This is a genomic window from Buttiauxella cochleicola (genome assembly GCF_021282435.1).
GTDB classification, from domain to species: domain Bacteria; phylum Pseudomonadota; class Gammaproteobacteria; order Enterobacterales; family Enterobacteriaceae; genus Buttiauxella; species Buttiauxella massiliensis.
On sequence record NZ_JAJSOT010000003.1, the window covers coordinates 26,178 to 48,953 of the forward strand.

At 49.7% G+C, this 22,776-nt stretch carries 20 protein-coding genes and 1 tRNA gene; 8 read left to right on the forward strand and 13 right to left on the reverse strand.

All coding sequences use genetic code 11. The annotated features are described in order from the left end of the window. Window positions 1-66: 66 nt before the first annotated feature. Genes uidC through uidA form a run of 3 tightly spaced genes read right to left on the reverse strand, consistent with a single transcriptional unit; the run spans window position 67 to window position 4,550 of the window. Window positions 67-1,332 carry a glucuronide uptake porin UidC gene (gene uidC / locus LVQ77_RS09025; protein WP_232904248.1) on the reverse strand — a complete coding sequence of 422 codons (1,266 nt, stop codon included), beginning with the start codon at window positions 1,330-1,332 and terminating at the stop codon, window positions 67-69. A 35-nt stretch (window positions 1,333-1,367) separates the two neighbouring features. Continuing rightward, on the reverse strand, window positions 1,368-2,741 hold the full coding sequence (gene uidB, locus LVQ77_RS09030) for a glucuronide transporter (protein WP_232904249.1): 1,374 nt from the start codon (window positions 2,739-2,741) through the stop codon (window positions 1,368-1,370). Between the two features lie 3 nt (window positions 2,742-2,744). Then, window positions 2,745-4,550, reverse strand: coding sequence for a beta-glucuronidase (uidA, locus tag LVQ77_RS09035; RefSeq protein ID WP_232904250.1), 1,806 nt, complete (start codon window positions 4,548-4,550; stop codon window positions 2,745-2,747). Window positions 4,551-4,937: 387 nt separating this feature from the next. Here uidA and LVQ77_RS09040 point away from each other — a divergent pair, with 387 nt between their 5' ends. Beyond that, window positions 4,938-5,528, forward strand: a complete 591-nt coding sequence (locus tag LVQ77_RS09040) for a TetR/AcrR family transcriptional regulator (RefSeq protein WP_232865315.1) — start codon at window positions 4,938-4,940, stop codon at window positions 5,526-5,528. A 38-nt stretch (window positions 5,529-5,566) separates the two neighbouring features. On the opposite strand, the gene LVQ77_RS09045 is transcribed toward LVQ77_RS09040, so the two are convergent. From LVQ77_RS09045 to drpB, 3 genes are all read right to left on the reverse strand, one after another. Next, entirely contained in the window at window positions 5,567-7,003 is a 1,437-nt protein-coding gene (locus tag LVQ77_RS09045) for a DNA cytosine methyltransferase (protein ID WP_232904251.1), read from the reverse strand. Between the two features lie 98 nt (window positions 7,004-7,101). Further along, entirely contained in the window at window positions 7,102-7,806 is a 705-nt protein-coding gene (locus tag LVQ77_RS09050) for a phosphohydrolase (RefSeq protein ID WP_064512078.1), read from the reverse strand. Between the two features lie 104 nt (window positions 7,807-7,910). Then, window positions 7,911-8,147 (reverse strand): cell division protein DrpB, encoded by a 237-nt coding sequence (drpB, locus tag LVQ77_RS09055; RefSeq protein ID WP_064512143.1) that lies wholly within the window; start codon window positions 8,145-8,147, stop codon window positions 7,911-7,913. Between the two features lie 813 nt (window positions 8,148-8,960). Between drpB and mtfA the strand changes: the two genes are divergently transcribed. From mtfA to LVQ77_RS09080, 5 genes are all read left to right on the forward strand, one after another. Beyond that, a complete protein-coding gene (gene mtfA / locus LVQ77_RS09060) occupies window positions 8,961-9,758 on the forward strand; it encodes a DgsA anti-repressor MtfA (RefSeq protein ID WP_232904252.1) in 798 nt (265 codons plus the stop codon). Between the two features lie 100 nt (window positions 9,759-9,858). Beyond that, a tRNA-Asn gene (locus LVQ77_RS09065) sits at window positions 9,859-9,934 on the forward strand. Window positions 9,935-10,187: 253 nt separating this feature from the next. Then, complete coding sequence (locus LVQ77_RS09070) at window positions 10,188-11,225, forward strand: extracellular solute-binding protein (protein ID WP_232904253.1); 1,038 nt, start codon at window positions 10,188-10,190, stop codon at window positions 11,223-11,225. Then, entirely contained in the window at window positions 11,209-12,897 is a 1,689-nt protein-coding gene (locus LVQ77_RS09075; protein ID WP_232904254.1) for an ABC transporter permease, read from the forward strand. The genes LVQ77_RS09070 and LVQ77_RS09075 overlap by 17 nt, the downstream gene beginning before the upstream one ends. A gap of 10 nt (window positions 12,898-12,907) precedes the next feature. Next, window positions 12,908-13,609 carry an ABC transporter ATP-binding protein gene (locus LVQ77_RS09080; RefSeq protein ID WP_232904255.1) on the forward strand — a complete coding sequence of 234 codons (702 nt, stop codon included), beginning with the start codon at window positions 12,908-12,910 and terminating at the stop codon, window positions 13,607-13,609. Between the two features lie 3 nt (window positions 13,610-13,612). On the opposite strand, the gene LVQ77_RS09085 is transcribed toward LVQ77_RS09080, so the two are convergent. Together LVQ77_RS09085 and LVQ77_RS09090 are read right to left on the reverse strand one after the other, a co-directional pair. After that, a complete protein-coding gene (locus LVQ77_RS09085; RefSeq protein WP_232904256.1) occupies window positions 13,613-13,990 on the reverse strand; it encodes a DUF4440 domain-containing protein in 378 nt (125 codons plus the stop codon). Next, window positions 13,987-15,369: an MFS transporter gene (locus tag LVQ77_RS09090; RefSeq protein ID WP_232904257.1), complete on the reverse strand. Its 1,383-nt coding sequence runs from the start codon at window positions 15,367-15,369 to the stop codon at window positions 13,987-13,989. Before LVQ77_RS09090 ends, LVQ77_RS09085 begins: the two co-directional genes overlap by 4 nt. A gap of 107 nt (window positions 15,370-15,476) precedes the next feature. Between LVQ77_RS09090 and LVQ77_RS09095 the strand changes: the two genes are divergently transcribed. Beyond that, entirely contained in the window at window positions 15,477-16,376 is a 900-nt protein-coding gene (locus LVQ77_RS09095; RefSeq protein ID WP_232904258.1) for a LysR family transcriptional regulator, read from the forward strand. A gap of 57 nt (window positions 16,377-16,433) precedes the next feature. Here the strand turns inward: LVQ77_RS09095 and LVQ77_RS09100 are convergent, their stop codons facing one another. The 3 genes from LVQ77_RS09100 to LVQ77_RS09110 are packed head-to-tail and all read right to left on the reverse strand — an operon-like array spanning window position 16,434 to window position 18,427. Continuing rightward, window positions 16,434-16,736, reverse strand: coding sequence for a putative quinol monooxygenase (locus LVQ77_RS09100; protein WP_232904259.1), 303 nt, complete (start codon window positions 16,734-16,736; stop codon window positions 16,434-16,436). Window positions 16,737-16,738: 2 nt separating this feature from the next. Next, the gene (gene nfsB / locus LVQ77_RS09105; protein ID WP_232865305.1) at window positions 16,739-17,392 is read right to left on the reverse strand and encodes an oxygen-insensitive NAD(P)H nitroreductase; all 654 of its coding nucleotides are present in this window, start codon (window positions 17,390-17,392) and stop codon (window positions 16,739-16,741) included. Window positions 17,393-17,419: 27 nt separating this feature from the next. After that, window positions 17,420-18,427, reverse strand: a complete 1,008-nt coding sequence (locus LVQ77_RS09110) for a zinc-binding alcohol dehydrogenase family protein (RefSeq protein WP_232904260.1) — start codon at window positions 18,425-18,427, stop codon at window positions 17,420-17,422. Between the two features lie 110 nt (window positions 18,428-18,537). On the opposite strand from LVQ77_RS09110, the gene LVQ77_RS09115 reads away from it, so the two are divergent. Beyond that, window positions 18,538-19,449: a LysR family transcriptional regulator gene (locus tag LVQ77_RS09115; RefSeq protein WP_232865303.1), complete on the forward strand. Its 912-nt coding sequence runs from the start codon at window positions 18,538-18,540 to the stop codon at window positions 19,447-19,449. Window positions 19,450-19,488: 39 nt separating this feature from the next. Here the strand turns inward: LVQ77_RS09115 and LVQ77_RS09120 are convergent, their stop codons facing one another. Together LVQ77_RS09120 and LVQ77_RS09125 are read right to left on the reverse strand one after the other, a co-directional pair. Then, the gene (locus LVQ77_RS09120) at window positions 19,489-21,006 is read right to left on the reverse strand and encodes an AbgT family transporter (RefSeq protein ID WP_232904261.1); all 1,518 of its coding nucleotides are present in this window, start codon (window positions 21,004-21,006) and stop codon (window positions 19,489-19,491) included. A gap of 249 nt (window positions 21,007-21,255) precedes the next feature. Beyond that, window positions 21,256-22,698: an EmmdR/YeeO family multidrug/toxin efflux MATE transporter gene (locus tag LVQ77_RS09125; protein WP_151994322.1), complete on the reverse strand. Its 1,443-nt coding sequence runs from the start codon at window positions 22,696-22,698 to the stop codon at window positions 21,256-21,258. Window positions 22,699-22,776 lie beyond the last annotated feature (78 nt).

Here is a 22,776-nt window from a genome sequence, read left to right on the forward strand (position 1 = left end):
GCTCCTTTAAAAGATATTGATGCCCGACACAAACTTTATGCCGGGCTTCCCTTGACTAAAAAATAGTCACTTCAGGGTAAAGTCATACTGAATGCTGAGTTTGATATCCCAGTAATTCAACCTGTCGCCAGGCGCACTACCCTCTCGTTTTTCCCGACCTTTATCCATAGCAAGGAATATATTCAATCCTGTTAATGGCCCTTGCATCTGACGATAATTCGCACCAACCAGTACACCAACACCTTCAATTTTGACATCCTCGCGACTTGATTCGTATCCGTTTGTCACTATTGGCGCCACAACAATACTCGTTGAGGGAGTCAGGCTATAGCCCGCGCCAATCTGCCAGGAGATCATATCCTCTTTGTTACGATCAAGACTCAGAGAAAAAGGGTAACCAAGGTCGGTATCCACGATGGCACCATTCATAGCGTGCCGTAAATATCCTGCATTGGTAAACAAATTTCCCCAGGGAGTTATCCAGGTTAGTTGACCGCTGATAAGCGAAGTTTCATTTGGCTGCACTTGTGAACGGCTTAACCCATCCAGATGAATGTACATCCCCAGCAATTCGCCTTTTAATGCATATTCTTCGCTGAGCTCTACCCGTTTTTCCAGGATAGTTTGCAGCTGTGTTGAAACATCTTGCTGAATTGAAGCGCCGATAGAATAACGTTCTGCACTATTATGCCAACTGGATGCAAGGAACGTTCGCGGCCGATGTTTATCATATTTCCCGGTTGCTGCGTTATAGACCCCCTCATCACGGACCCCGGTTGTTGAATCCGTCCAGTTAAATACTCGCGAGCGCCACATAGCCCAAAACTCCAGGTTAGGCGATACAGCAAGGTATCCTAACGCCCCTTCCGAAATCGTCGGTAATGTTCGCTGCGAACTACTGGCAATCAGAGGAATTCGCCAGGGTAAACTGCCATAACCGTAATCAGTGCCGAAACGCCCAACTTTTAATAACGCGCTGTCGGTGTATTTCAAATTAACAGCACCCAATGCCAGGCCAAAGCTATCGTGCCCATCCAGATACCAGCGAGTGCTCATATCTGCACGCGCTCCTAATTTATAAACATAATATGCTCCACCCTCTATGCTAATATGGTTCTGATAATAGCGACTTCTGAAATCAATTAACCCGCCCTGAACCCAGGCGTAAATATCTTTGGCATTCCCTGCACTGGGTTTATCTGCTCTACGTAATTCATTTTTAAGGCGTAATCTTAATGAGGAATCATCTTCTGTTATAGATGTGGCATACACAGAGGTACAGGCGGCTTGCGCAGCTATGACAATAGCTACGAGCTTCGCATTAATATTCATAAGTTAACCTTGTAGGGTTTTATTTTACGAAGATGTTATCCGGTAAAGTCATTAATTAATTGCTGTTGAGCTCGCTTACGCACTTCAATTTCCTGCACAATTTCACTGAACTTTTTATCCGTTAATGGATAAAACCAGATAATGACAAACGCCAGTATCATAAACAGGCAAGGCACCAGTGCAATTGAGACTCTTATGCCCATTATGACGTCAGGCGTTTGTGCCTGGTTGGCGATATATCCGCTCATTCCCAGAATAAATGCCGGAATAGACCCACCAATTGCCTGGCCGCATTTTCGCGTAAATGAGAAGAACGAATAAGTCAGCCCTTCAATACGCACGCCGGTCAAATATTCGCCATATTCAACGGTATCAGCTTCCAGCGCCCACATCACAGTCATGGTTATTCCCTGCCCCACCGAAGCAATGGCAAGGGCTGTAAATGCATAATGTGGAGCTTGTTCAGACATCAGGAAAAAGAGCAGGTAGCCAAGCATTCCGATACCTGCACCAATAAGGAAAGTATTCTTTTTCCCAAGGCGCTTAACCAATCTTGGTACTAGTGGTGCGGAACCCAGCGTACCAACCAGCATTTGCACCAGCACTAGTACGGAAAACAGCCCGACATCATTGAGAACATAACGCACGTAGAACAGTGACGAGGCGCTAATAGCGAATGTCGAAATCAAAATACATAGCGCCGCCATACATAGCATCAATAATGGTCGGTTTCTTTTTAACGTTTGCAGGCTGATATGTAGCGAAGGCTGCGCAACAATGCGCACCACATTTTCCCTGGTTGATTTGAAGCAGATAAAGTAGAGAATCAGGCCCACTATCGCCAATGCAATCGTCCACTCAATGTAGACCGATTGAATTTCAGATGGGCTAACGCCACTAATTTTTGGCCCGATGATAAATGCCAGGCTGACAAAAGCCAGCGCTGCCGCGACACTACGTGCCGCCCCCAGTCTGGCGCGTGACTGAGGCTGCTGCGTCATTGCGGTGGCAAGTGACCCATAGGGAATGTTAACCAGGCTGTAGCACACGCCGAGTCCCATATAGGTCAGATACGCATAAATGACTTTACTGGTATGACTCCAGTCAGCCGGAACACAAAACACCAGCACGCTAAACAGCATCAGTGGGGCTGATCCAAACAACAAGAATGGACGGAATTTCCCCCAACGGGTATTTACGCTGTCCACAATCCGCCCCGCCGCAATATCGGCAAAGGCATCAAAAATGCGCACAACCAATAGCATGGTTCCGGCAACAGCAGCACCGACGCCTGCGACGTCGGTGTAATAACTGAGCAGAAACAATGCACCCATAGCAAAGGCGATATTATTGGCTACATCTCCCAGACTGTAGCCAATGATGGTTCGCCAGGACAGGTGTTGATTCATCCCTTATTCTCCCTGAACCGGTTTTTCACCAAATGCCATGCCATTCCAGCGTTTCTTCAATACATACGCTGCCGACTTTGGCTTACGATCACGGGTAAAGATGCCTTTTTTATTGCCGCCCACACGTAGAATTCCCTGTGATGTAGCAAAATCGGCAAAGTTCCACACCTGCTCGCCAGCCACGGCGCTAACCCGGTCAAAGACACGGTGATACATTTCAAGCCAGGCGCACTGGTACTCTTCACTCCACATGTCGTTATAAACCGAGTGCATTCCTGCCAGCGTATCGACACCGTATTCCGTAATAATAATTGGGCGATGTAGTTTTGACTGCCAGGCCAGCAGTTCCTGCTCCAGCATCTGTTCTGCTTTTTCCAAATCACCTGATTGCACATACCAGCCGTAATAGCGATTCAGACAAACCACGTCGAACAGGTCGGTGATGGTGTCGCTTTCGGCATCGCAGAACATCACGTTTACGCAGGTAATCGGACGTGTCGGATCCAGTTCACGAGTGGCCTTAGCTAAAGGCGCAAAGTACTCTCTGGCTCCATTTGGACGGGTGTCGGGCTCATTGGCAATACTCCACATCACTACACTTGGATGGTTTTTATCCCGAGCAATAAGCTCTTTTATAGCCTGCAAGTGAGCCTGCTGAGTCTCGCCATTAATCGCCTCTTCGCTGTAGAGTTCTTTAGGTCTTTCGCCTGCGTCAAAAGTGATTCCCAACGATAAGTTAAAGCCAACCGCCGCGGTTTCATTAATCACTACGATACCGTGCTCATCAGCCCAATCGAGCATCTCTTCCGCGTAAGGGTAGTGGGACGTGCGATAGGAGTTAGCGCCAATCCAGTTCATCAACGCGTGGTCGTGAACCATCAACACCGGGTCGAAACCTTTGCCGCGAAAATCTGCATCTTCATGTCGACCAAAACCGGTTAAATAAAACGGTTTGTGGTTAATCAAAAACTGCTCACCCTTAACCGTAATGGAACGGATACCGACACGTACTGGATATTCGTCACACTCACCATTGGCTTCGCAGGTAACCCGCAGCTCGTACAAATACCCTTCACCTGGTTCCCAAAGATGAGGATTATCCAGTTCAAATATACCTGTGGCCCCCAGCCCTTGTGCCACTATTTGTTGCTGCCCATCGCGAAGCTCAACCCGAATATCACCATCAGCAACCACATTCCAGGTTACGGTCGCCTGTTCAGTATTTTCCGCAACATCAGTAACAACCGTAACATCCTGAATATACGCAGTAGGTGTGGCGTAAAGCATCACGCTACGATGGATACCGGCGTAATTGAAAAAGTCATGAAAGTAAGACTGCTGCTTTTTACCGTTATCCAACTCAGTGACGATACCCGGAGGGATAGTGTTCCAGCTCAGTTCATTATTGACGCAAACGGTGATACGCACCGTTTCACCTGCTGCCACCAGGTGACTGATATCTGCTTCGAACGGGGTATACCCGCCCTGATGTTCCATCACGAAATGATCGTTAACCCATACACTTCCCCGATGTGTAACAGCATCAAAACGCAGCACGATACGTTGGTCTACCCAGCCACGTGGAATGCGTGTTTCCCGCTGATACCAGACATTGCCCACGTAGTTGTGAATCCCCGCATCGGCAAACTGATCGTTGTAACTCCCTGGTACCGCGATGGCGCGGCTTTGCGCTAAATCCTGACGCCACCAGCCGTGTTCCATCCCCGCATCATTTGTATCGACTGAAAAAGACCAAAGGCCATCGAGGCGTTTAATTTCACGGGAAGAGGTTTCTGTAGGACGCAACATAGTAAAGATCCTTAAACAAAACGAAGGAATGGTGCCTGCCGGTTTCTGACTAAAACTGGCAGGAGATACCGATAAAAATGTGGAAGCACAGAATTAGCATGAAGCCAGGGTGGGAAAAATTCGTGAAATAACGTTCTGAAACGACGATCATAAAAATCAATATTGCAAGTCAGTTGATGTGCGCCACCCCACACAATCAGGAAATACATGATTGACTTTATTGGTTTTTTGTTCAATCGAACGTTCATTCGATTTGTTTTTGTATTCCATGTACACTCATCGCAGGAAGGTATTCCATGGGTTCTCAAAGTTAAGCGACAACTCTGGGCCTGTCAGGAAAACTCTTTTACACTGCTATCAATGGCCATTTTTATTACTGGATACGCAATGACGTTGACCGAAGTTCTGCCTACTCCTGAGCGCGCGCTGGCTGCGGCTCGACAATGTTTTTCCAGCAATGGATTTCACAGCACATCCATGAAAACCATCTGCAAAGCATGCGATATCAGCCCTGGCACGCTTTATCATCATTTCCCGTCGAAGGAAGCACTCATTCAGGCGATCATTGCTCAGGATCAGGAGCGTGCGCTGACGCACTTTCGCGACCCGATTGCGGGAGAAGGGCTGGTAGATTATCTGGTGGATTCATTTTTACAGCTGGCGAAGGAAGACCAGGCGCAACGCGCGTTAGTCGTGGAAATAATGGCGGAAGGGATGCGTAATGCGGAGGTGGCAAGAATGCTGGAAGAGAAATATCAGGCCATTACAGAGTTAATGACGGCACGCCTGAGTGAAGCCAGAGAGGCAGGTGTTATCGGTGCTACAGTTGATTTAGCATGTGCAGCCCGACTGTTATTGACCATGAACTACGGCACAATCGCAGATGCCGAAGCACTTGCCAGGAACAGTAATGACATGTTCACCATCTCATTGAAAAACATGCTCAATGGTTTGCTACAAATTAATACTCCGGCCTAAAGCAGTGGCTAAAGCCGGAGTTAACGGCGGCTGTTGTATCAGATTGCTTTGTCCAATACAGGAGTACTTCTGTGCTCCACCGCCTGAGCAATTCGAGATTCAAGCAGTTTGGCAACAGCTGCAAACGCAGGCACCACCACTGAATTACCAAACTGCCGGTAAGCCTGAGTATCCGAAACCGGAATACGGAATGCATTCCCTTGAACCGCTTCAAAACCCATTAAGCGCGCACATTCGCGAGGCGTTAAACGACGTGGGCGGCGAACCTGATTATCCGCATTGTCAAAATCCGCTTCCCCAAGAGATTTATCCCATCCCCGGTCGATAAGTATTTCAGCGCCATCTTTGTAATACCGGGCTGATAATGTACGGGCCACACTTGCGGGGTTTTGGGGATCAACCAGTCCATAGCCAAAACCATTACCCTTCGCCTGATGTTTTTTGGCGTAATAATAAAGATACTTCCACAGCGTAGGCGTCAGGATATATTTACTGTCGACAGAAGGTTCCAGTAATTCACCAAAGGTTGGGCGCCGTTGGGGATATAGCTCGCTGAGCTTAGTTAGCGTGAAATCTTTATGCAGATTGAGGTCGCGACGAAAACCTACCAGCACAATACGTTCACGATGTTGTGGCAGGAAGTTTTTACCATCAATAATTTTTGGATCCCCCGACCCCATTATTGCGGCATCAGCCACTTCATAACCCAGGCTATCGAGGGTTTCCATAATGATACGGAAGGTGTTGCCTTTATCATGGCTTTTGAGGTTTTTAACGTTTTCGAGCACAAAAATTGCCGGACGTTTCGCATCAATAATACGCGCCACATCGAAGAACAGTGTGCCCTGCGTTTCACAAGCAAATCCATGTGCTCGCCCTAATGCATTCTTCTTCGACACCCCAGCCAGAGAGAAAGGCTGACATGGAAAACCCGCCAGCAAAACATCGTGATCGGGCATCGTTGCCTGAATATGTGCCGCAGCTTCTTCATCGCTGACATCGTCCCGATGGCTCAAAGTGACATCGCGGATATCCTGATTGAACTGATGATTATCCGGGCTGCAATACCAGTTGGCTTTATAAGTACGCACCGCATGCTTGTTCCACTCGCTGGTAAATACACATTGGCCGCCAATTGCTTCGAAACCGCTACGAATACCGCCAATCCCGGCAAATAAATCGACAAATTTAAATGTGTATTTCCCATGATGCGCTGGCAATGGCGGCAACATGTTTTGCAGCATTTCGCTTTCAGCTGGCGTCAAGGTACGCGGAGACGATTTACGGTTAAACCAACGGTTTAACGATTCACGAGTCCAGTCGCCACTCACCTGGCGCAAATGGTGTGCCACCGTCTTCTGGTCATAGATTTCCAGAATATGGCTCACGAGTGCGTAGTCTTCTTCTAGTTGTTGCTGCTGCTGGCGGAGGGATTGTTGTGAGAGTTGCACGGCAATAGTGTCGAAGTCGTTCATCATGAACCATGGCAGGGAAAATAGAGTGTCACTCTATCACTGATTTGACCCAGAGAGAATCAGAACAGCCCGCAACCGTTGCGGGCATCTCTTTAATTTTAAGAGGGAATTTTTTGGGAGGAAAATTGATGCACTACGTCCTGCTCAATACCGCAGTAATCACCTTTCAATTCAGCACAAAGTTTGGCCATGTAATTCACCAGGAAATCTGCATTAAGAAGAGCAAGTGCACGTCCTGCCTCGGTTTGCATGGTATCAGGCAATTTAAGTAATTTTTTCTGGAAGTGATCAAGGGCATAAGTGGCATCATCCAGCTCACGATGGCAAGCCAGCGGATCTTCGCTGTCAAACAGTGGTCGCCCCAACGCACCAGAAGTATAGAAAACCCGCGCAAGCCCTATTGCCCCTAGAGACTCCAGACGATCGGCATCCTGTACAATTTTCGCTTCAAGTGTTTGAGGTGCAATCCCGGCGCTAAAGCTATGAGCGCGAACAGCATGTGCAACGGCATCGTATAACGGATGCGGAAAGTCGGGAAAGTGAGCATCCAGAATGCGTAAAGTCTCTTGAGCAGCCTGTGTGGAAGCAAGATGACGTTCAGGATGGTTCTTCGGCAAGTTGACAATATCATGGAAATAACACGCGGTTAGCACCACCAGCCTATCGGCCTCTGTGGTTTCCATGATCTGCTGTGATGTTTTCCATACACGACGAAAATGTGCCACATCATGGGCTTTATCGTCCTGCAACCAGTTGTGTTGCAAATACTCATCAAAACGTTCTTGCCAGTGGGCTATCGGCATACGTACTCCTCACTTCGCAGCTGGACCCGGTACTTAATATGAGTACAAGATCACAAAATAAGCAAGTAAAGCGCTGACAACAGACCACATTGGCACGATTTTATTTACCTGGCCCGCGTATACCAGGCCAAACCACCTAATAATGCAGCAACCGATCCCAGAACCAATAACCCCATTAAGGCGCCAAGCAACTTTCCACCGAGCGATCCCATATCACCACCGGTAACGTCACTGACAACCCAAAAGTAACGCACCACAGCCCAAACCGTGTACAGGCAAAATCCATAAAACAACCACAGCGCCAATTTTCCGCCCGGAGTACGAGTCGGTTTTTCGTCCATAACCTCTGACATATGTCCCTCAATTAATTAGCTGATGTATTGCGATAGGTGGAGCATCTCCATGGGTGTGATTTTTATCACATTTTCACTGTTTTTTAACAGCATGAAATAGCTGTTTTTAATCCGGATAATTCCTAAAATTGTAATATATCATGTCATTTCTCATCAAATTAACAACCCACAAACATCAGGTTATTTATTGCGCAATTTTATAAATATGTAATTTTAGACATTCTTTACTTAATATCCAGCCAGTTTTAGGGTCAAACACTAAAACCACTCCCGCCCGAATTAAAGTTCAGTAAAAACAACAACAAAAATCATGAATGCAATCAAAAATATCAGTTCTTAGTTTATCCGGTTAAATTAGAATAGAGATATTAGACAAAAAGACATTTTGGATTATAAAAATGCAGGGAATAGATATCGATAATAATACTAATTAGACTTTGAATACCTGTAGGTTCCCTTGTTAACTGCTCAGACTATAGATGCAGTCTGGCAACTAGCAAAACCCCTACCCCAGGTTTTCTGGGTTTCTCTCCCCGGAACGTGCATTCATATAGCCGATACATATATTTCCACTACAAACATTGAAGATAGAAATAATTTTATGGCTTCCCGCCCAAGCTGTGACCCGCGTCGTTGAAAGAAAAATTGGTAAGTGTTTGAATAATGGTACAGAGATATAGGGTGCAACCCCTCTCTCGGCGGTCCTGTTCTGGTCGCTGCCATGTGCCCCACTAGTGCGGCATTTTCACAGTCACGGTATAGTAGTTTTCCGTTCAAGAGATGACTTTGCGAGCGAGTAACATGATTAAGTGGCCCTGGAAATCAAATGATTCATCCGCTGTCACGGTATTGCCGTGGGAGCAGGCTTTAGCCATTCCGGTCCTGGGAACGCTCACGACTGCTGAGCAGAAAAAGCTGGTCCGTCTGGCTGACCGTTTTTTACAGCAAAAGCGGCTGGTGCCTTTGCAAGGATTCGAACTTGATGAACTAAAAAGCGCGAGGATCGCGTTACTGTTTTGTTTGCCGGTGCTCGAGCTTGGTACCGAGTGGCTGGATGGTTTTCATGAAATCCTCATCTACCCTGCCCCATTCGTGGTGGATGATGAATGGGAAGATGACATTGGCCTGGTGCATAACCAGCGCGTTGTTCAGTCTGGTCAAAGCTGGCAGCAAGGTCCCATCATTCTTAACTGGCTTGATGTGCAGGACTCATTTGACGCATCCGGCTTTAATCTCATCTTCCACGAAGTGGCTCATAAACTGGATATGCGTAATGGCGATCGTGCCAGCGGCGTTCCGTTAATAGCGCTGCGCGATGTTGCGGGCTGGGAGCACGATCTCCAGGCGGCAATGGGCAACATCCAGGACGAAATTGATATGGTGGGCGAAAACGCCGCCAGTATTGATGCCTATGCGGCATCTGAACCGGCAGAATGTTTTGCCGTGCTCTCAGAGTATTTTTTCAGTGCCCCAGAGCTTTTCGCGCCTCGTTTCCCTTCACTTTATCAGCGTTTTTGCCAGTTTTATGGCCAGGACCCGTTATTACGGTTACGTGCGAGTGAAAACATCGAGTCATCCAATGGAAATGCGGTGCATTAATTCAACAAGTTGAGCTTAATTTAACCATTTGAATCAATGTGTTATTTTTGTCGTTGACTCTTTTTGAACGTGACGTTACTATTTGCCTCGTTCAAACGATTCCTCTGTAGTTCAGTCGGTAGAACGGCGGACTGTTAATCCGTATGTCACTGGTTCGAGTCCAGTCAGAGGAGCCAAATTTAAGAAGCCTGCTTAGGAAACTAAGCGGGCTTTTTGCTTTTCTACGCAGCGCCATTCTCCCCACTCCCTGATTGTTTCTCCCCTGTTAAGCGTCAATTCACATCGCCGATTAAAGTTGTGTAAATGTGAATCATTTAAACTTTGCGATGATTGTAACTGTTAGTGATTATCATTTATCGTTCGCCTGCCTAAAGGAAGTTTCACCTGTTCGGGACTCAAAGAAGCTCCAATCACTCTGGGATATAAACGATGAATGCTCTGCCTCGCACCGGACTGCGCCGTATCACGCTTGCATCGGCACTGGTCTTATCGGTAAGTCTGCCGGCTTTTGCGCAAGATACTCTGACTCTCTACACCACTCGTGAACCGGGCCTGATTCAGCCATTACTCGACAGCTGGACACAATCCAGCGGTGTAAAAGTGAATACGGTTTACATCAAGGATGGCATGCTTGAACGTGTTAAAGCAGAAGGCAAAAATTCCCCCGCAGACCTATTAATGACCGTCGATGCGGGTAATCTCATCGATTTGGTTGAAGCAGGCGTGACACAGCCTGTGGAGTCGGAAACGCTCAAAACAGCCATCCCGGCAAATTTACGTGGTGCAGACAACCAATGGTTTGCGCTGTCGATGCGTGCCCGTGTGCTCTACGCCGATAAATCTATGCCAATTGATAACTGGCACTACGAGCAACTTTCCAGCCCTGATTATAAAGGTAAAGTGTGTATTCGTTCCGGTCAGCACCCTTATAACACCGGACTTATTGCCGCCATGATTGCCCACCACGGCGAAGCGAAAACCGAGGAGTGGTTACGCGGCGTGAAAGCTAACCTGGCACGTAAAGCCACCGGTGGCGATCGTGACGTAGCTCGCGATATCCTCGGCGGCATTTGCGATATTGGTCTTGCGAACTCCTACTACATCGGCCATATGAAAAATGCCAAAGAAGGCAGCGATGCGCGTAAATGGGGCGATGCCATTAAAGTCGTGAAACCAACCTTCGAACAAGGCGGCACGCACGTCAATATTAGTGGTGCAGCAGTCGCGAAGTTTGCACCAAATAAAGCCGATGCGGTGAAACTGATGGAATATCTGGTTTCTGCACCAGCCCAACAAATCTACGCAAAAGCCAACTTTGAATACCCAGTACTCAAGGGCGTGACCCTTGATCCGGTTATCAGTGCAACCATCGGTGAAATTGACGTGGACAAAATCCCGTTAACCGAAATCGTGAAACATCGTAAACAAGCGAGCCTGCTGGTAGATAAAGTTGGATTCGATCAATAAATCACTTCGTCTTCCGACGTTACGCGGCCTGGTTTCCGGGCCGCAGTCATTATTGACGCCGCTCCATCTCGGCGCACTGTGTATCGCGCTTGGCGTACTGACACCTATCGTTGCGCTTATCTGGCAAGCCACTCAGGCGGATTTCTCGCACTGGGATAATCTCATTACTTTTGTGCTGCCAACGGTGCTCAAAAATACCGTGCTATTACTGGCGGGTGTTGCAGTAATGGTCGGCGTAATTGGTGTGGGTAGCGCATGGGCAGTAACAGCCTGGCATTTTCCGGGACGCAAAATTCTCAGTTGGGCACTCCTGCTACCGCTGGCGATGCCCACTTATATTGTGGCATTCGCCTGGCTTGATTTATTGCATCCTATCGGCCCGTTGCAAACCTTCATCCGTTTTTTGCTCGGTTTCGATAGTCCCAGGCAATTCCGGTTACCTGATTTGCGCTCGCTGCCTGGCGCTATCATTCTGCTGGGTCTGGTGCTGTATCCTTATGTTTATCTGACGACCCGCGCCATGTTTATCAGCCAGCCCGCTCATTTGCTGGAAGCGGCACGCACACTGGGTTGCAGTGCCACGGGCACTTTCTTTCGCGTTGTTCTCCCTATGGCTCGCCCGGCATTAGCGGTGGGTATCAGCCTTGCGCTTCTCGAAACACTCAATGATATCGGCGCTTCAGAATTCCTCGGTGTGCAAACCTTAACCGTCACGGTCTACACCACCTGGATTTCGCGTTCTGACCTCGCCTCTGCTGCGCAAATCGCCTGCATGATGCTGATGTTTATCTTCTGCATCCTGACTCTTGAGTTTTATGGCCGCAAAAAACAAGGTTTCAGCAGTCGTAGCCTACGCAAAATTAAACCAACACGAATAGAGGGCTGGCGTGGGTGGCTGCTTGGCTCTGTCATCGCATTGCCTGTTATCCTGGGATTTTTGGCCCCGGTGATATTTTTAGCCTGGGAAAGCGCAAAACGGCTGGGCGAGGAAAATGCCCTCTCGCCTTCGTTACTCGCAGCACTACAAAATACGCTCTCACTGGCGGCGGGAACCACGCTAGTCGTGGTTTGTGTCAGCTTACTGGTTGCCTGGAGCGCACGTCACAGCGCCGCAGACAACGCTATGCCTGGTTTTCGCCGTGGCGTAATGCGCCTTTCATCATTAGGTTACGCGGTTCCTGGCACCATTCTGGCCATTGGTTTTCTGACACCTGCGATGGCAGTAGACCGCTGGCTGGCGGATTTAATGGACGTTCGCGGCTTGCCGCTGATGTCAGCCGGAGTTTTGCTCGTTATCTGCTGTGCTATGCGTTTTCAGGCGATCGCCATTGGCGCTTTAGACTCCGGTTTAAGCCGCATTCCTCCTTCCCTTGAACAAGCATCGCGCTTATTAGGGGAAAACGGTGTGGGAACATTTGCCCGGATTCATTTCCCGCTACTGCGCCCGGCGTTAGTCAGCAGTGCGTTATTAGTTTTTGCCGATGCGATGAAAGAACTGCCGACCACCCTGCTTTTACGTCCGGTAAACTTCGAAACACTGGCGACGTTGCTGTATGCAGAAGCCGCGCGCGGTACCTATGAAGAAGGGGCCATCGCCGCCTTGATGATTGTTCTCACGGGCACATTGCCGGTTATTTTGTTGGTTCGTCACCAGATGACTCGCCAGGGCTAAGGAAGAAGTTATGTCAGAAATTGCATTACGCCTACAGGATGTGCACGTTGCTTATGGCAACAGCCAACAAACGGTATTGAAAGGCTTTTCGATGTCGGTGCGCAAAGGCGAACTCGCTTGCCTGCTTGGTGCTTCTGGCTGCGGCAAAACCACGGTTCTGCGTGCTGTGGCGGGGTTTGAACGTCTGCAACACGGTGAGATTTATGTTTCACAGCGCCGAGTCGCCGGAGCGGGCGTGCATCTGCCGCCGGAAAAGCGCCACGTCGGCATGGTGTTTCAGGAATATGCGCTGTTCCCGCATCTGACCGCCCAGCAAAACGTCGCGTTTGGCCTGCGTCGCTTGCCGCGTGACGAGCAACAAATTCGTGTCACCGAACTGCTAAAAATGGTGGAATTACACAGCCATGCCAGCCGTTATCCTCATGAGCTTTCTGGTGGGCAACAACAGCGTATTGCACTGGCACGAGCGTTAGCACCGCACCCTGAAATTCTGCTGTTAGACGAACCGTTTTCGAGTCTGGACAAGAAAACGCGCCAACGCCTTGGGACGGAAGTTCGCGATATTTTGCGTGACGCCGGGCAAACAGCATTGCTGGTGACGCACAGCGAACACGAAGCCCAGCTTATGGCCGACCATATCGGTTATGTGCAACAAGGTGAGTATTGCGCGAGTCAGCATTCTCGCGCGCCACAAACGGAACGTTTAATTTAACGCTTAAACCGCGGCGGTTTCGTGCAAGCGTAACCAGAGCAGATCAGAATCCGTCTTACTGAATACGACGGTGGAATGGCGCAGCGTATTTTCTTGCCCCGGTAAACTTTGCCACTCGCTATAGCTGACCACCGCACCGGCTGGCCACTCGGCTATCACTGTTATCTGGTCCAGTGAAATTTTCAATCCAGGTTTTGCGGCTCGCTGGGCCAGAAAAAATGCGCTCAATGATTCAAAATTCAATGTCTTGCCACCGGGTGTGACCATGGTAAATTCCGGCGAAAATCGAGCCAGCAGAGCCTGCACGTCTCCTTCTCCTTTGCCAAGCCAGTTTTCGATTGCTACGTGAGCCTCTATCACTTCCTGAATATAGCGATTCATCTTCTCTCCTTTTGAGCCTTGAGTTGACGCAAGATAGCGCCGTTAGCGATGCGCAGACAAAGCAGCGCAGGAATTAATGTGCTGGCCGCCGCCAGATAAAAACACCATTGATAAGCCGTTATCGGAGGAAGCGTTTCCAGCAAGGTATTGAGCAGCAGGCTCAACACCGATATGCCCATGCAAAAGCTCAGTTGGCGGTTGATGTTCCATAGTGCGCTTGCCTGGCCGAGTTGCTCATCGGCCACCTGTAAAAAGGCGCAACTTTGCGCGGTACTGCTGCACAAGCTACCTCCGAACCCCATCATGGCGAAAGCAACCAGCAGAAGTGGATATTGTTCCGCGCTATGAACCAGGGTCAACGCCAGAATACCCAGCCCTTGCAGCAGACAACCCGTTATCAACATAGGGCGTGGGCCAAAACGGTTGAACTGTTTTCCGGTGAACGTTATCGCCAGTAAAGAAGCCATCGACCAGGGCACCATCAGGCTGCCGACTCGCGTAGCACTGAGGTTAAGCTGGTTTTGCAGCCAAAGCGTAGCTATCAGGCTGACGCCAATAAACATCCCCGGAATACATTGATAAATCATCATGGCGCTGCGTAATAAAGGCTCCTTTACCAGACGGAGATTAATCAGCGGTTGCGGATGACGCAGGCTATGGCGAAAGAACCCTGCAAACAGCGTTATCGCGCATAGCAACAATACGATGCCATTCAACATCTGACCGTTTTCAGCAAGCATCGTGAAGCCGAGTAAAGTACACATCAGCGCACAGCAGCCACTGCCCAGGCCGATAAAATCCAACGCCGTGGGCTGCGTGGTGCGAGGTTCTTTTTGTAGCCAGACTGCCGCCAGCAGCAGCGCGATGAAAGCAAGCGGTAGATTGGCGAAGAAAACCCAGCGCCAGCTGAGTGAATCGACAATCACACCCCCAATCGCAGGCGACAGCGCCGGAGCTAACAGGCCCACTAACATTATCGCCGCCGATAATGCGGCGCGTTCATGACTGCGATAAAGCTGGTAGGTCAACGTCTGCCCAACCGGGATCAGCAGTCCACCGCCCAGGCCCTGCAATAGCCGCCAGCCAATCAGTTGCTCGATAGATTGCGCCATACCCGCGCCCAATGTCGCCAGCAAAAATGAACTCAGCGAAAGCAGTAAAACAGTGCGCCCACCCAGGCGCTGCGCGAGCCAGGCACTCAGCGGGATCACCAGCGTCAGTCCTAAAATATAAGCGTTACTGACCCAGGAAAGCTCGCTGACTGAAGCCCCAAGCCCGCGCCCGATAGCCGGGTAAGCGACGTTGGCGATAAACATGTTGATCAAATCAACGAAAAACCCCAGCAGATAAACAATGGCAACTTTGGTGCGATAACGCATAAAACCTCCGGTTAGAGGCGACGGAGTGTAGCGGTATGGAAGAGAGGGATAAATCGTCTGGCAGGCGTTACACTGTCAAAATATTTTTGACAGTGATGAGGGTTATTGTGCTGAATCTGCAACGCTTAACCATATTTGTCGCAGTGGTGAAGGCCGGGAGTTTCACCGCAGCGGCTACTGCGCTGGGCCTGACCAAAGCGGTAGTGAGTTTTAACATCAAACAGCTTGAGGCAGAATCAGGCGTATCGCTGTTGGTGCGCAGCACCCGGCGGCTCTCACTGACTGATGCAGGGGAGCATTTCTATCCCCGGTGCCAGCATCTGCTTGAGGAAGCTCAAAACCTGCTGGACGATGTGCAACGTGATCATAAAGGGCTGAGCGGTGTTTTGCGTATCACCAGCACGCCGGAATATGGCTCGCAGGTGGTGGTGCCTGCGCTTGCGGCATTTTCGCGTGAACATCCGCAACTGCGCATCCAGCACGTCTCTTCTTCATATCATGCGGATTTGATAGCGGAACGCTTCGATGTGGCTATCCGCCTCGGCCAGCTTGCGGATTCGAATCATCGGGCCGCACCTGTCGATAGTTTCGCGATTTTACCCGTTGCCGCCCCTGCTTATCTGGCCGGACATCCCATAGAAAACCTGGCTCAGCTGGCACAAGCCACATGGCTTGCACACAGCCGCCTGGCTTCGCCTCTTAGTTGGCAAGTGACCATCCCAGAACAGCAGGCAATATTATTCGATGTGGAAGAACCGCCCAGTATCGTCGCAGATAGCGCATCCGCGCTGCTGGCCTTTGCCCTTGCAGGTGCAGGTGTCGCACTCTTACCCGAGTGGCTGGTGCGCCCGGCTATCGCCTCGGGTCAGTTACAGGCGGTACTGAGTCACCACCAGTTTCCTCGCCAGAGCATCTATGCGCTTTACCCCAACACTCGCCATGTTCCTGAGAAAGTACGCGTGTTTATTGATTTCTTTCAGGCGTGGGTGGCTCGCACAAAAAACTAGAAAAAGGCCGCCACAGATACTGTGGCGGCCTCGGTTTTGTCGCTCAAAAAGCAGGGTTTATGGCTCAACCGCATTCAAACGAATAAGCTGTAATGGCTCAGCCAGCAGCGCATCCATCTGCTTAATAAACGCCTGGAAATGCGGTAATGCGATGTGTACATCCAGCGCTTCCTGCCCTTTCCATGACTCGCGCATGTAAAACGTGTCCGGCGAATCCTGGAGCTGGAACAACGCATAATCCAGGCAACCTTCTTCCTGGCGCGTCGGTGCAATCAGCGCCTGTAATGCAGATTTCAGGTTATCTTGTTGCCCTTCTTTTGCCTTCAGTACAGCAATGATCGACAGTGTGTTATCACTCATATTTAGCATTCCGTTAAAATTTCGCTGAACTCAAGGCGCGATTTTGGCAACGCCGCGTTGAAGTCTTCCGCGCTGCGATAACCAATTGGCACGATAACCAGGCTGGTGAAACCTTTCTCACGCAGGCCGAACTCTTCGTCGAGAATACGGGCGTCAAAACCTTCGATTGGTACCGCATCAATGTTCAGAGTGGAAACACCCAGCAAGAAGTTGCCAACATTGAGATAAACCTGCTTTTCCATCCAGTGCTGCGCATCTTTGTAATCAAAGCGGTGCATATTCACAAAATAAGAACGACCTTTGTGCTGCCCTTCCATCGCCTGCTGGCTGGCAAAACGGCCATCGGCATTCTCCTGGTCCAACAGTTTTGACAGGTGAGTCTCATCAATTGCCGTTTTGGCGCAGAACACCACAACGTGCGAGGCATCAAGCACTTTGCGTTCGTTAAAAACGTAGAAGCCTGATGTCGCTTTCGCGATGCGCGCTTTCGCTTCGTCAGTGCTCGCCAGAATAAAATGCCACGGCTGCGAGTTGGTGCTGGACGGGCTGAGACGCAGTAAATCCTTCACTTTCTCAATGTTTTCTTCGCTAATTTTTTTAGCGGGATCGAATGCTTTGGTGGAATAACGTGATGCTGCTGAATGAATAATGTCCATGATATTTTCTCTATGATTTTTATGTAATTAGAAGCCTTCGAGGACGATTTTACCGACCGCGCGGTTGGTTTCAATTAATTCATGGGCGCGGCGCAAGTTAGCGGCGTTAATGGTGCCGAAATGTTCGCCGAGTGTCGTTTTCAGTACGCCCTGGTCAATCAAATCTGCCACGCGAGTTAACAGACGGTTTTGCTCAATCATGTCGCTGGTTTCAAACATGGAACGGGTGAACATAAATTCCCAATGCAGGGAGATACTTTTCACTTTCAACGGGCGTGCATCCAGTGTTTCAGGGTCATCAATCAGCGCCAGTTTCCCCTGAGGTGCCAGTACTTCAATCAGTTGCTGGTAGTGTTTGTCGGTCTGGTTGAGGCTTGCAACATGGGTAACATTTTTCACGCCAATACGCGCCATTTCTTCAGTCAACGGCTTGCTATGGTCAATAACATAATGCGCCCCTAAATCCGCCACCCATTGCTGGCTTTGCGGACGTGATGCGGTACCGATCACGGTAATGTTGGTGAGTTTACGCGCCAGCTGCGTCAGGATAGAACCCACGCCGCCCGCAGCACCGACAATCAGCAGTACATCATTATCGCTACCACCCTCTTTCACACCGAGGCGATCAAACAACATTTCCCATGCGGTGATTGCCGTTAAAGGCATTGCCGCTGCGGATGCGTTATCGATAGATTTTGGTTTCAACGCGGCAATACGCTCATCCACCAACTGGAATTCGCTGTTGCTGCCTGGGCGAGTAAGCGAACCGGCGTACCACACTTCATCGCCAACCTTAAACAGCGAAACATTTTCACCCGTCGCCACAACCACGCCGACCGCATCCCAACCCAATACACGCGGCTGCTCCGCTTTAAAGCCTGCACGCACTTTGGTATCGACCGGGTTCACCGAAATTGCTTTTACTTCTACCAGCAAATCGTGCCCTGTAGCGACCGGTGTCGGGAGAGTAATCTCACTAAGAGATTCCAGATTGGTGCCATTTTGTGCAGCTTGAGTAATCGCGATAGCTTTCATGGTTGCTCCAGAGATTAAAGGGTTCATCGAGTGAATGAACTCATGGTACAAGGTGTGCTGCTGGCGAAAAACAGCCCTTAGAAAACAACACTTATACTCGGAGAGTGAAAATGCTCAGGCTGGAAGACCTTACTTTGTTTGTCAGAGCCGCCGCCTTAAACAGTTTTAGTGATACCGCGCGTGAAGCGGGATTGCAGCCTGCACAGGTCAGCACTGCCATCAAACGCCTCGAGCAAACGCTGAATACTCGTTTATTTGCCCGCTCTACGCGCAGCCTGCGGTTGACACCAGAAGGTGAAACCTGGCTGCCATATGCTGTTACTGCACTACAAACTCTTGAAGCCGGATTTGAACAAATTCAGCCCGCAACCGATGAAGTCCGTGGCGTACTGCAAATCGCCGTGCCGTCAGATTTAGGGCGAAATATGCTTTTAACGGTATTTCAGGCGTTTCGTCGCGAGCACCCGGCGTTACATTTGAAAATTTTGTTCTCCGACCAGATTGCCGATGTATTCAAAGATCCGGTGGATGTCGCGTTCCGCTATGGCAATAACGATGACGCTTCGTATGTAGCGCTGCCGCTGGCCCCCAATAATCGGCGCGTTATCGTCGCTTCTCCCTCTTATATTGCACGTTGCGGAGAGCCGAAAACCATCAGCGAACTGGTGCAACATGACGCGCTAACCTACGCGCTTCGTGGCCGGGTCTATGACAAATGGACGTTAACTTTAGATGGCGATACACATCATGTGGCGGTGAAAAGTGCCATTGTGAGTGATGATGCGGAAGTGATCCGCCGTTTAGCCGTAGCGGGGGAAGGGATTGCCTATAAATCCTGGCTGGATGTCAGCGAAGATGTGAACGAAGGCCGATTGAAGATAATTATGCCGCAGTATCAGGGTGATAGCGTGCCGCTAAATATGATTTGCCCGCATCGCAAGCAGCTTTCCACCACGGTGCGGTTGCTGCATGAAGCGGTGAAACAGCGTTGCGATGTGCTGCAAAACCTTTTCCCGCATTAAAGCAAAACCGGCCACTGCTGCGGCCGGTTTGTAAAACACTTACTGAATCGGATAGGTATATGGCGCATTCACGCCCAGCGGCAGACCCAACGCCCACCACACCAGCAAGAAGATGCTCCAGCAGATGAAGAAGATCACCGAGTAAGGCATCATCATCGACACCAGCGTGCCCACGCCAGTGGACTTCACGTAGCGCTGGCAATACACCACAACCAGCGGGAAGAAGACCATCAGCGGAGTAATAATATTGGTGGTGGAGTCACCGATACGGAACGCCGCCTGAGTCAGTTCAGGGGAGATACCCACCGCCATCAGCATTGGCACCATAATTGGTGACAACAGCGCCCATTTTGCAGATGCAGAACCGATCAGGATGTTCACGACAGCGGTCAGAAGAATCATACCAATGATGGTGGCTTCGCCCGGCAGCGCCATGGTTTTCAGAACATCAGCACCAGCCAGCGCAATCAGCGTACCAATATTGGAATCGCCAAACGCTTTGATAAACATGGCGCAGAAGAAAGCCATCACCATGTATGAACCCATTTTGCTCATGGATTGGTTCATCGCGTCGATGACATCTTTGCCGCGGCTAAAGGTGCCAGCCACAAAGCCGTAGACAATACCAGGGATGATAAAGATCAGGAAAATCAATGGCACTATGGATTTCATGATTGGCGCACCATAACTGGTGAGTGAGCCATCAGTTGGGCTACGAAGCAGCGAAGTTTCAGGCCATGCCAGCGCCGCAAGACCTGCCAACCCCAGAACCATCACCAGACCCGCGACTTTAAAGCCACGGCTTTCCGCAGCGGTGTAGCTGCTCATATCTTCGTTATGTTGATAATCGCCGTCGATCTCTAGTTTCGACACGCGTGGCTCAACAATACGTTCAGTCACCCACCAACCAACCAGGGTAATCATCACTGTCGAACCGATACCGAAGAACAGGTTACACAAGGTGTTGACGGTATAGGTCCCGTCCAGTAACTGCGCGGCAGTTTGGGTAAAACCTTGCAGCAATGCATCGTTACCGGTTGGCACCATGTTGGCCGCAAAGCCGCCAGAAACCCCGGCAAATGCCGCTGCAATGCCCGCCAACGGGTGGCGTCCAGCAGACATAAAGATAATTGCGCCCAATGGAATAACCAGCACATAGCCTGCATCGGCTGCTACGTGGCTGAACATCGCGACGAAAATAATCATTGGCGTAAGCAGTTTTTTCGGCGTCACACGCAGCATTTTTTTCAGGCCGGTATTAATAAAGCCCGAGCTTTCTGCCACACCCACACCTAACATCGCTACCAACACGATCCCCAGCGGTGCAAAGGTGGTAAACGTGGTCACCATTGAGGAAAGGGTGACGGTTAATGCCTGTGCCGAAAGCAGGTTATTAATTCTGACTGCTTCATTGGTCACAGGGTTGACGACATCAAAATCAACGGTGGAAAGCACCGCTGACATCGCCATCACCACCAGTAAAAAATAGAAAAAGATTAATGCGGGTTCGGGTAATTTGTTTCCTGCTTTCTCAACGGCGTTGAGAAATCCTGTCATTAGACGACCTTCCGTGTTCCTTGTCGTTGTGCTCATCACTACCTCGTCTTCCTGTTATATTCACCAAAGTCATTGCTTGCGGCAATTAATAACATTTTAGAATATTTCACTGCCAGTAACTTTACGTTACTAGTCAAAACGAGACATTGCAGGGTGATGAATATCATGGTTTTAAACGAAAATCGCCCCGTGAGTTCAATAAACACACGGAGCAATTAAGATAGCGTTCGAAAGCTTCCAGTAAGAGCTTTATTCTGTTTGTGAAATCGGTTCTCTTTTAAGACGCGGGTACTTTTTCAGCCAGCGTCCACTGACCATTCGCCAGTAGAACAACACGCCGCGCACCGTCCAGTCGAAGAACATCCCCATCCAGACACCGACTACGCCCATTTCCAGCACAATCCCTAATGTGTAGCCTGCAACCACGCGACAGCCCCACATGCTCGCCATGGATACCCACATGGCAAAACGGGCATCGCGCGCCCCTTTCAAACCGGCAGGTAAAACCCATGACGCAGCCCAAATCGGCATAAACGCGGCATTCAGCCAAATCAGTATTTTGACGACTTCTTTTACATCATCTTCATGGGTATAGAACGAGGCCATCAATCCGGCGAAAGGCGCGGTTCCCCAGGCGATAATCGTCAGGCCAAGAGTGGATAGCCAGAACACATGGCGCAGCTGCCGTTCGGCCTGGCCAATTTGCCCTTTCCCAAGCCGCTTGCCGACGATAATAGTCGAAGCCGAACCTAAGGCGTTCCCCGGCAGGTTAATCAGTGCCGCAATCGAAAAAGCAATAAAGTTACCGGCAATCACGTTAGTGCCCATTCCGGCGACAAACATCTGCGTCAGCAATTTACCGGCGTTAAACAGCACAGACTCAATGCTGGCCGGAATACCAATCCCCAGCACTTCCCACAAAATGCCGACTTTGAGCGGACGGAAATAGCTTTTTAGCGAGATACGCAAAGAAGGAGCAAAGCCAATCACCAGCACATAAACGAAACCGATAGCGCCGATATAACGTGAAATAGTTAAGCCCAGTCCAGCACCAAAAAAGCCCAGCCCGTTCCAGCCCAGCGCACCGTAAATCAAGACGCTACTGATAATAATGTTGAGGATGTTCATCCCGCCGTTAATCAGCAATGGGATTTTGGTATTCCCTGCCCCGCGCAATGCGCCGCTGCTGATAAGCGCAATCGCCGCTGCCGGGTAGCTCCATACAGTGGTTTGCAGATACGAGAGTGCCAATGCTTTCACTTCAGGTGTGGCAGCCCCAGCAATAACGTTAACGACATGCTCACCTGCCAGGTGAATGCCGGCCGCCAGGAAAATCGCAATAATTGTCATTAATATCAATGACTGTCGTGCGGCATCTCGCGCACGTTTAGGGTCGCGTTTACCGAGGCTAAATGCCACCACAACTGTAGTACCGAGATCCACTGCCGCGAAAAATGCCATGATCACCATGTTGAAGCTATCGGCAAGCCCGACGCCTGCCATCGCTTCCTTTCCTAGCCAACTCACAAGGAAGGTGCTCAGGACTCCCATCAGTAATACGCAGGTATTTTCCAGAAAGATAGGCACCGCAAGGGGTGTAATTTCGCGCCAGAACAGGACTCGGTTGCTTTTCCGTTTGGCGTACCAGCGAGTTTTTTCCACGCGCTGATGAAGTGCTGCTTTTAAGTTCAAGATTGACCTTGGGGGAGGAAGTGAAACCACATTTCAAATAATGATTTACAATCGCTTATCCTGCAAAGTATTTTTTTA

Bases quoted from the DNA above. Each gene is read 5' to 3' on its own strand.
- uidC (WP_232904248.1), bottom strand. From the start codon at position 1,332: ATGAATATTAATGCGAAGCTCGTAGCTATTGTCATAGCTGCGCAAGCC.
- uidB (WP_232904249.1), bottom strand. From the start codon at position 2,741: ATGAATCAACACCTGTCCTGGCGAACCATCATTGGCTACAGTCTGGGA.
- uidA (WP_232904250.1), bottom strand. From the start codon at position 4,550: ATGTTGCGTCCTACAGAAACCTCTTCCCGTGAAATTAAACGCCTCGAT.
- LVQ77_RS09040 (WP_232865315.1), top strand. From the start codon at position 4,938: ATGACGTTGACCGAAGTTCTGCCTACTCCTGAGCGCGCGCTGGCTGCG.
- LVQ77_RS09045 (WP_232904251.1), bottom strand. From the start codon at position 7,003: ATGAACGACTTCGACACTATTGCCGTGCAACTCTCACAACAATCCCTC.
- LVQ77_RS09050 (WP_064512078.1), bottom strand. From the start codon at position 7,806: ATGCCGATAGCCCACTGGCAAGAACGTTTTGATGAGTATTTGCAACAC.
- drpB (WP_064512143.1), bottom strand. From the start codon at position 8,147: ATGGACGAAAAACCGACTCGTACTCCGGGCGGAAAATTGGCGCTGTGG.
- mtfA (WP_232904252.1), top strand. From the start codon at position 8,961: ATGATTAAGTGGCCCTGGAAATCAAATGATTCATCCGCTGTCACGGTA.
- LVQ77_RS09070 (WP_232904253.1), top strand. From the start codon at position 10,188: ATGAATGCTCTGCCTCGCACCGGACTGCGCCGTATCACGCTTGCATCG.
- LVQ77_RS09080 (WP_232904255.1), top strand. From the start codon at position 12,908: ATGTCAGAAATTGCATTACGCCTACAGGATGTGCACGTTGCTTATGGC.
- LVQ77_RS09085 (WP_232904256.1), bottom strand. From the start codon at position 13,990: ATGAATCGCTATATTCAGGAAGTGATAGAGGCTCACGTAGCAATCGAA.
- LVQ77_RS09090 (WP_232904257.1), bottom strand. From the start codon at position 15,369: ATGCGTTATCGCACCAAAGTTGCCATTGTTTATCTGCTGGGGTTTTTC.
- LVQ77_RS09100 (WP_232904259.1), bottom strand. From the start codon at position 16,736: ATGAGTGATAACACACTGTCGATCATTGCTGTACTGAAGGCAAAAGAA.
- nfsB (WP_232865305.1), bottom strand. From the start codon at position 17,392: ATGGACATTATTCATTCAGCAGCATCACGTTATTCCACCAAAGCATTC.
- LVQ77_RS09110 (WP_232904260.1), bottom strand. From the start codon at position 18,427: ATGAAAGCTATCGCGATTACTCAAGCTGCACAAAATGGCACCAATCTG.
- LVQ77_RS09115 (WP_232865303.1), top strand. From the start codon at position 18,538: ATGCTCAGGCTGGAAGACCTTACTTTGTTTGTCAGAGCCGCCGCCTTA.
- LVQ77_RS09120 (WP_232904261.1), bottom strand. From the start codon at position 21,006: ATGACAGGATTTCTCAACGCCGTTGAGAAAGCAGGAAACAAATTACCC.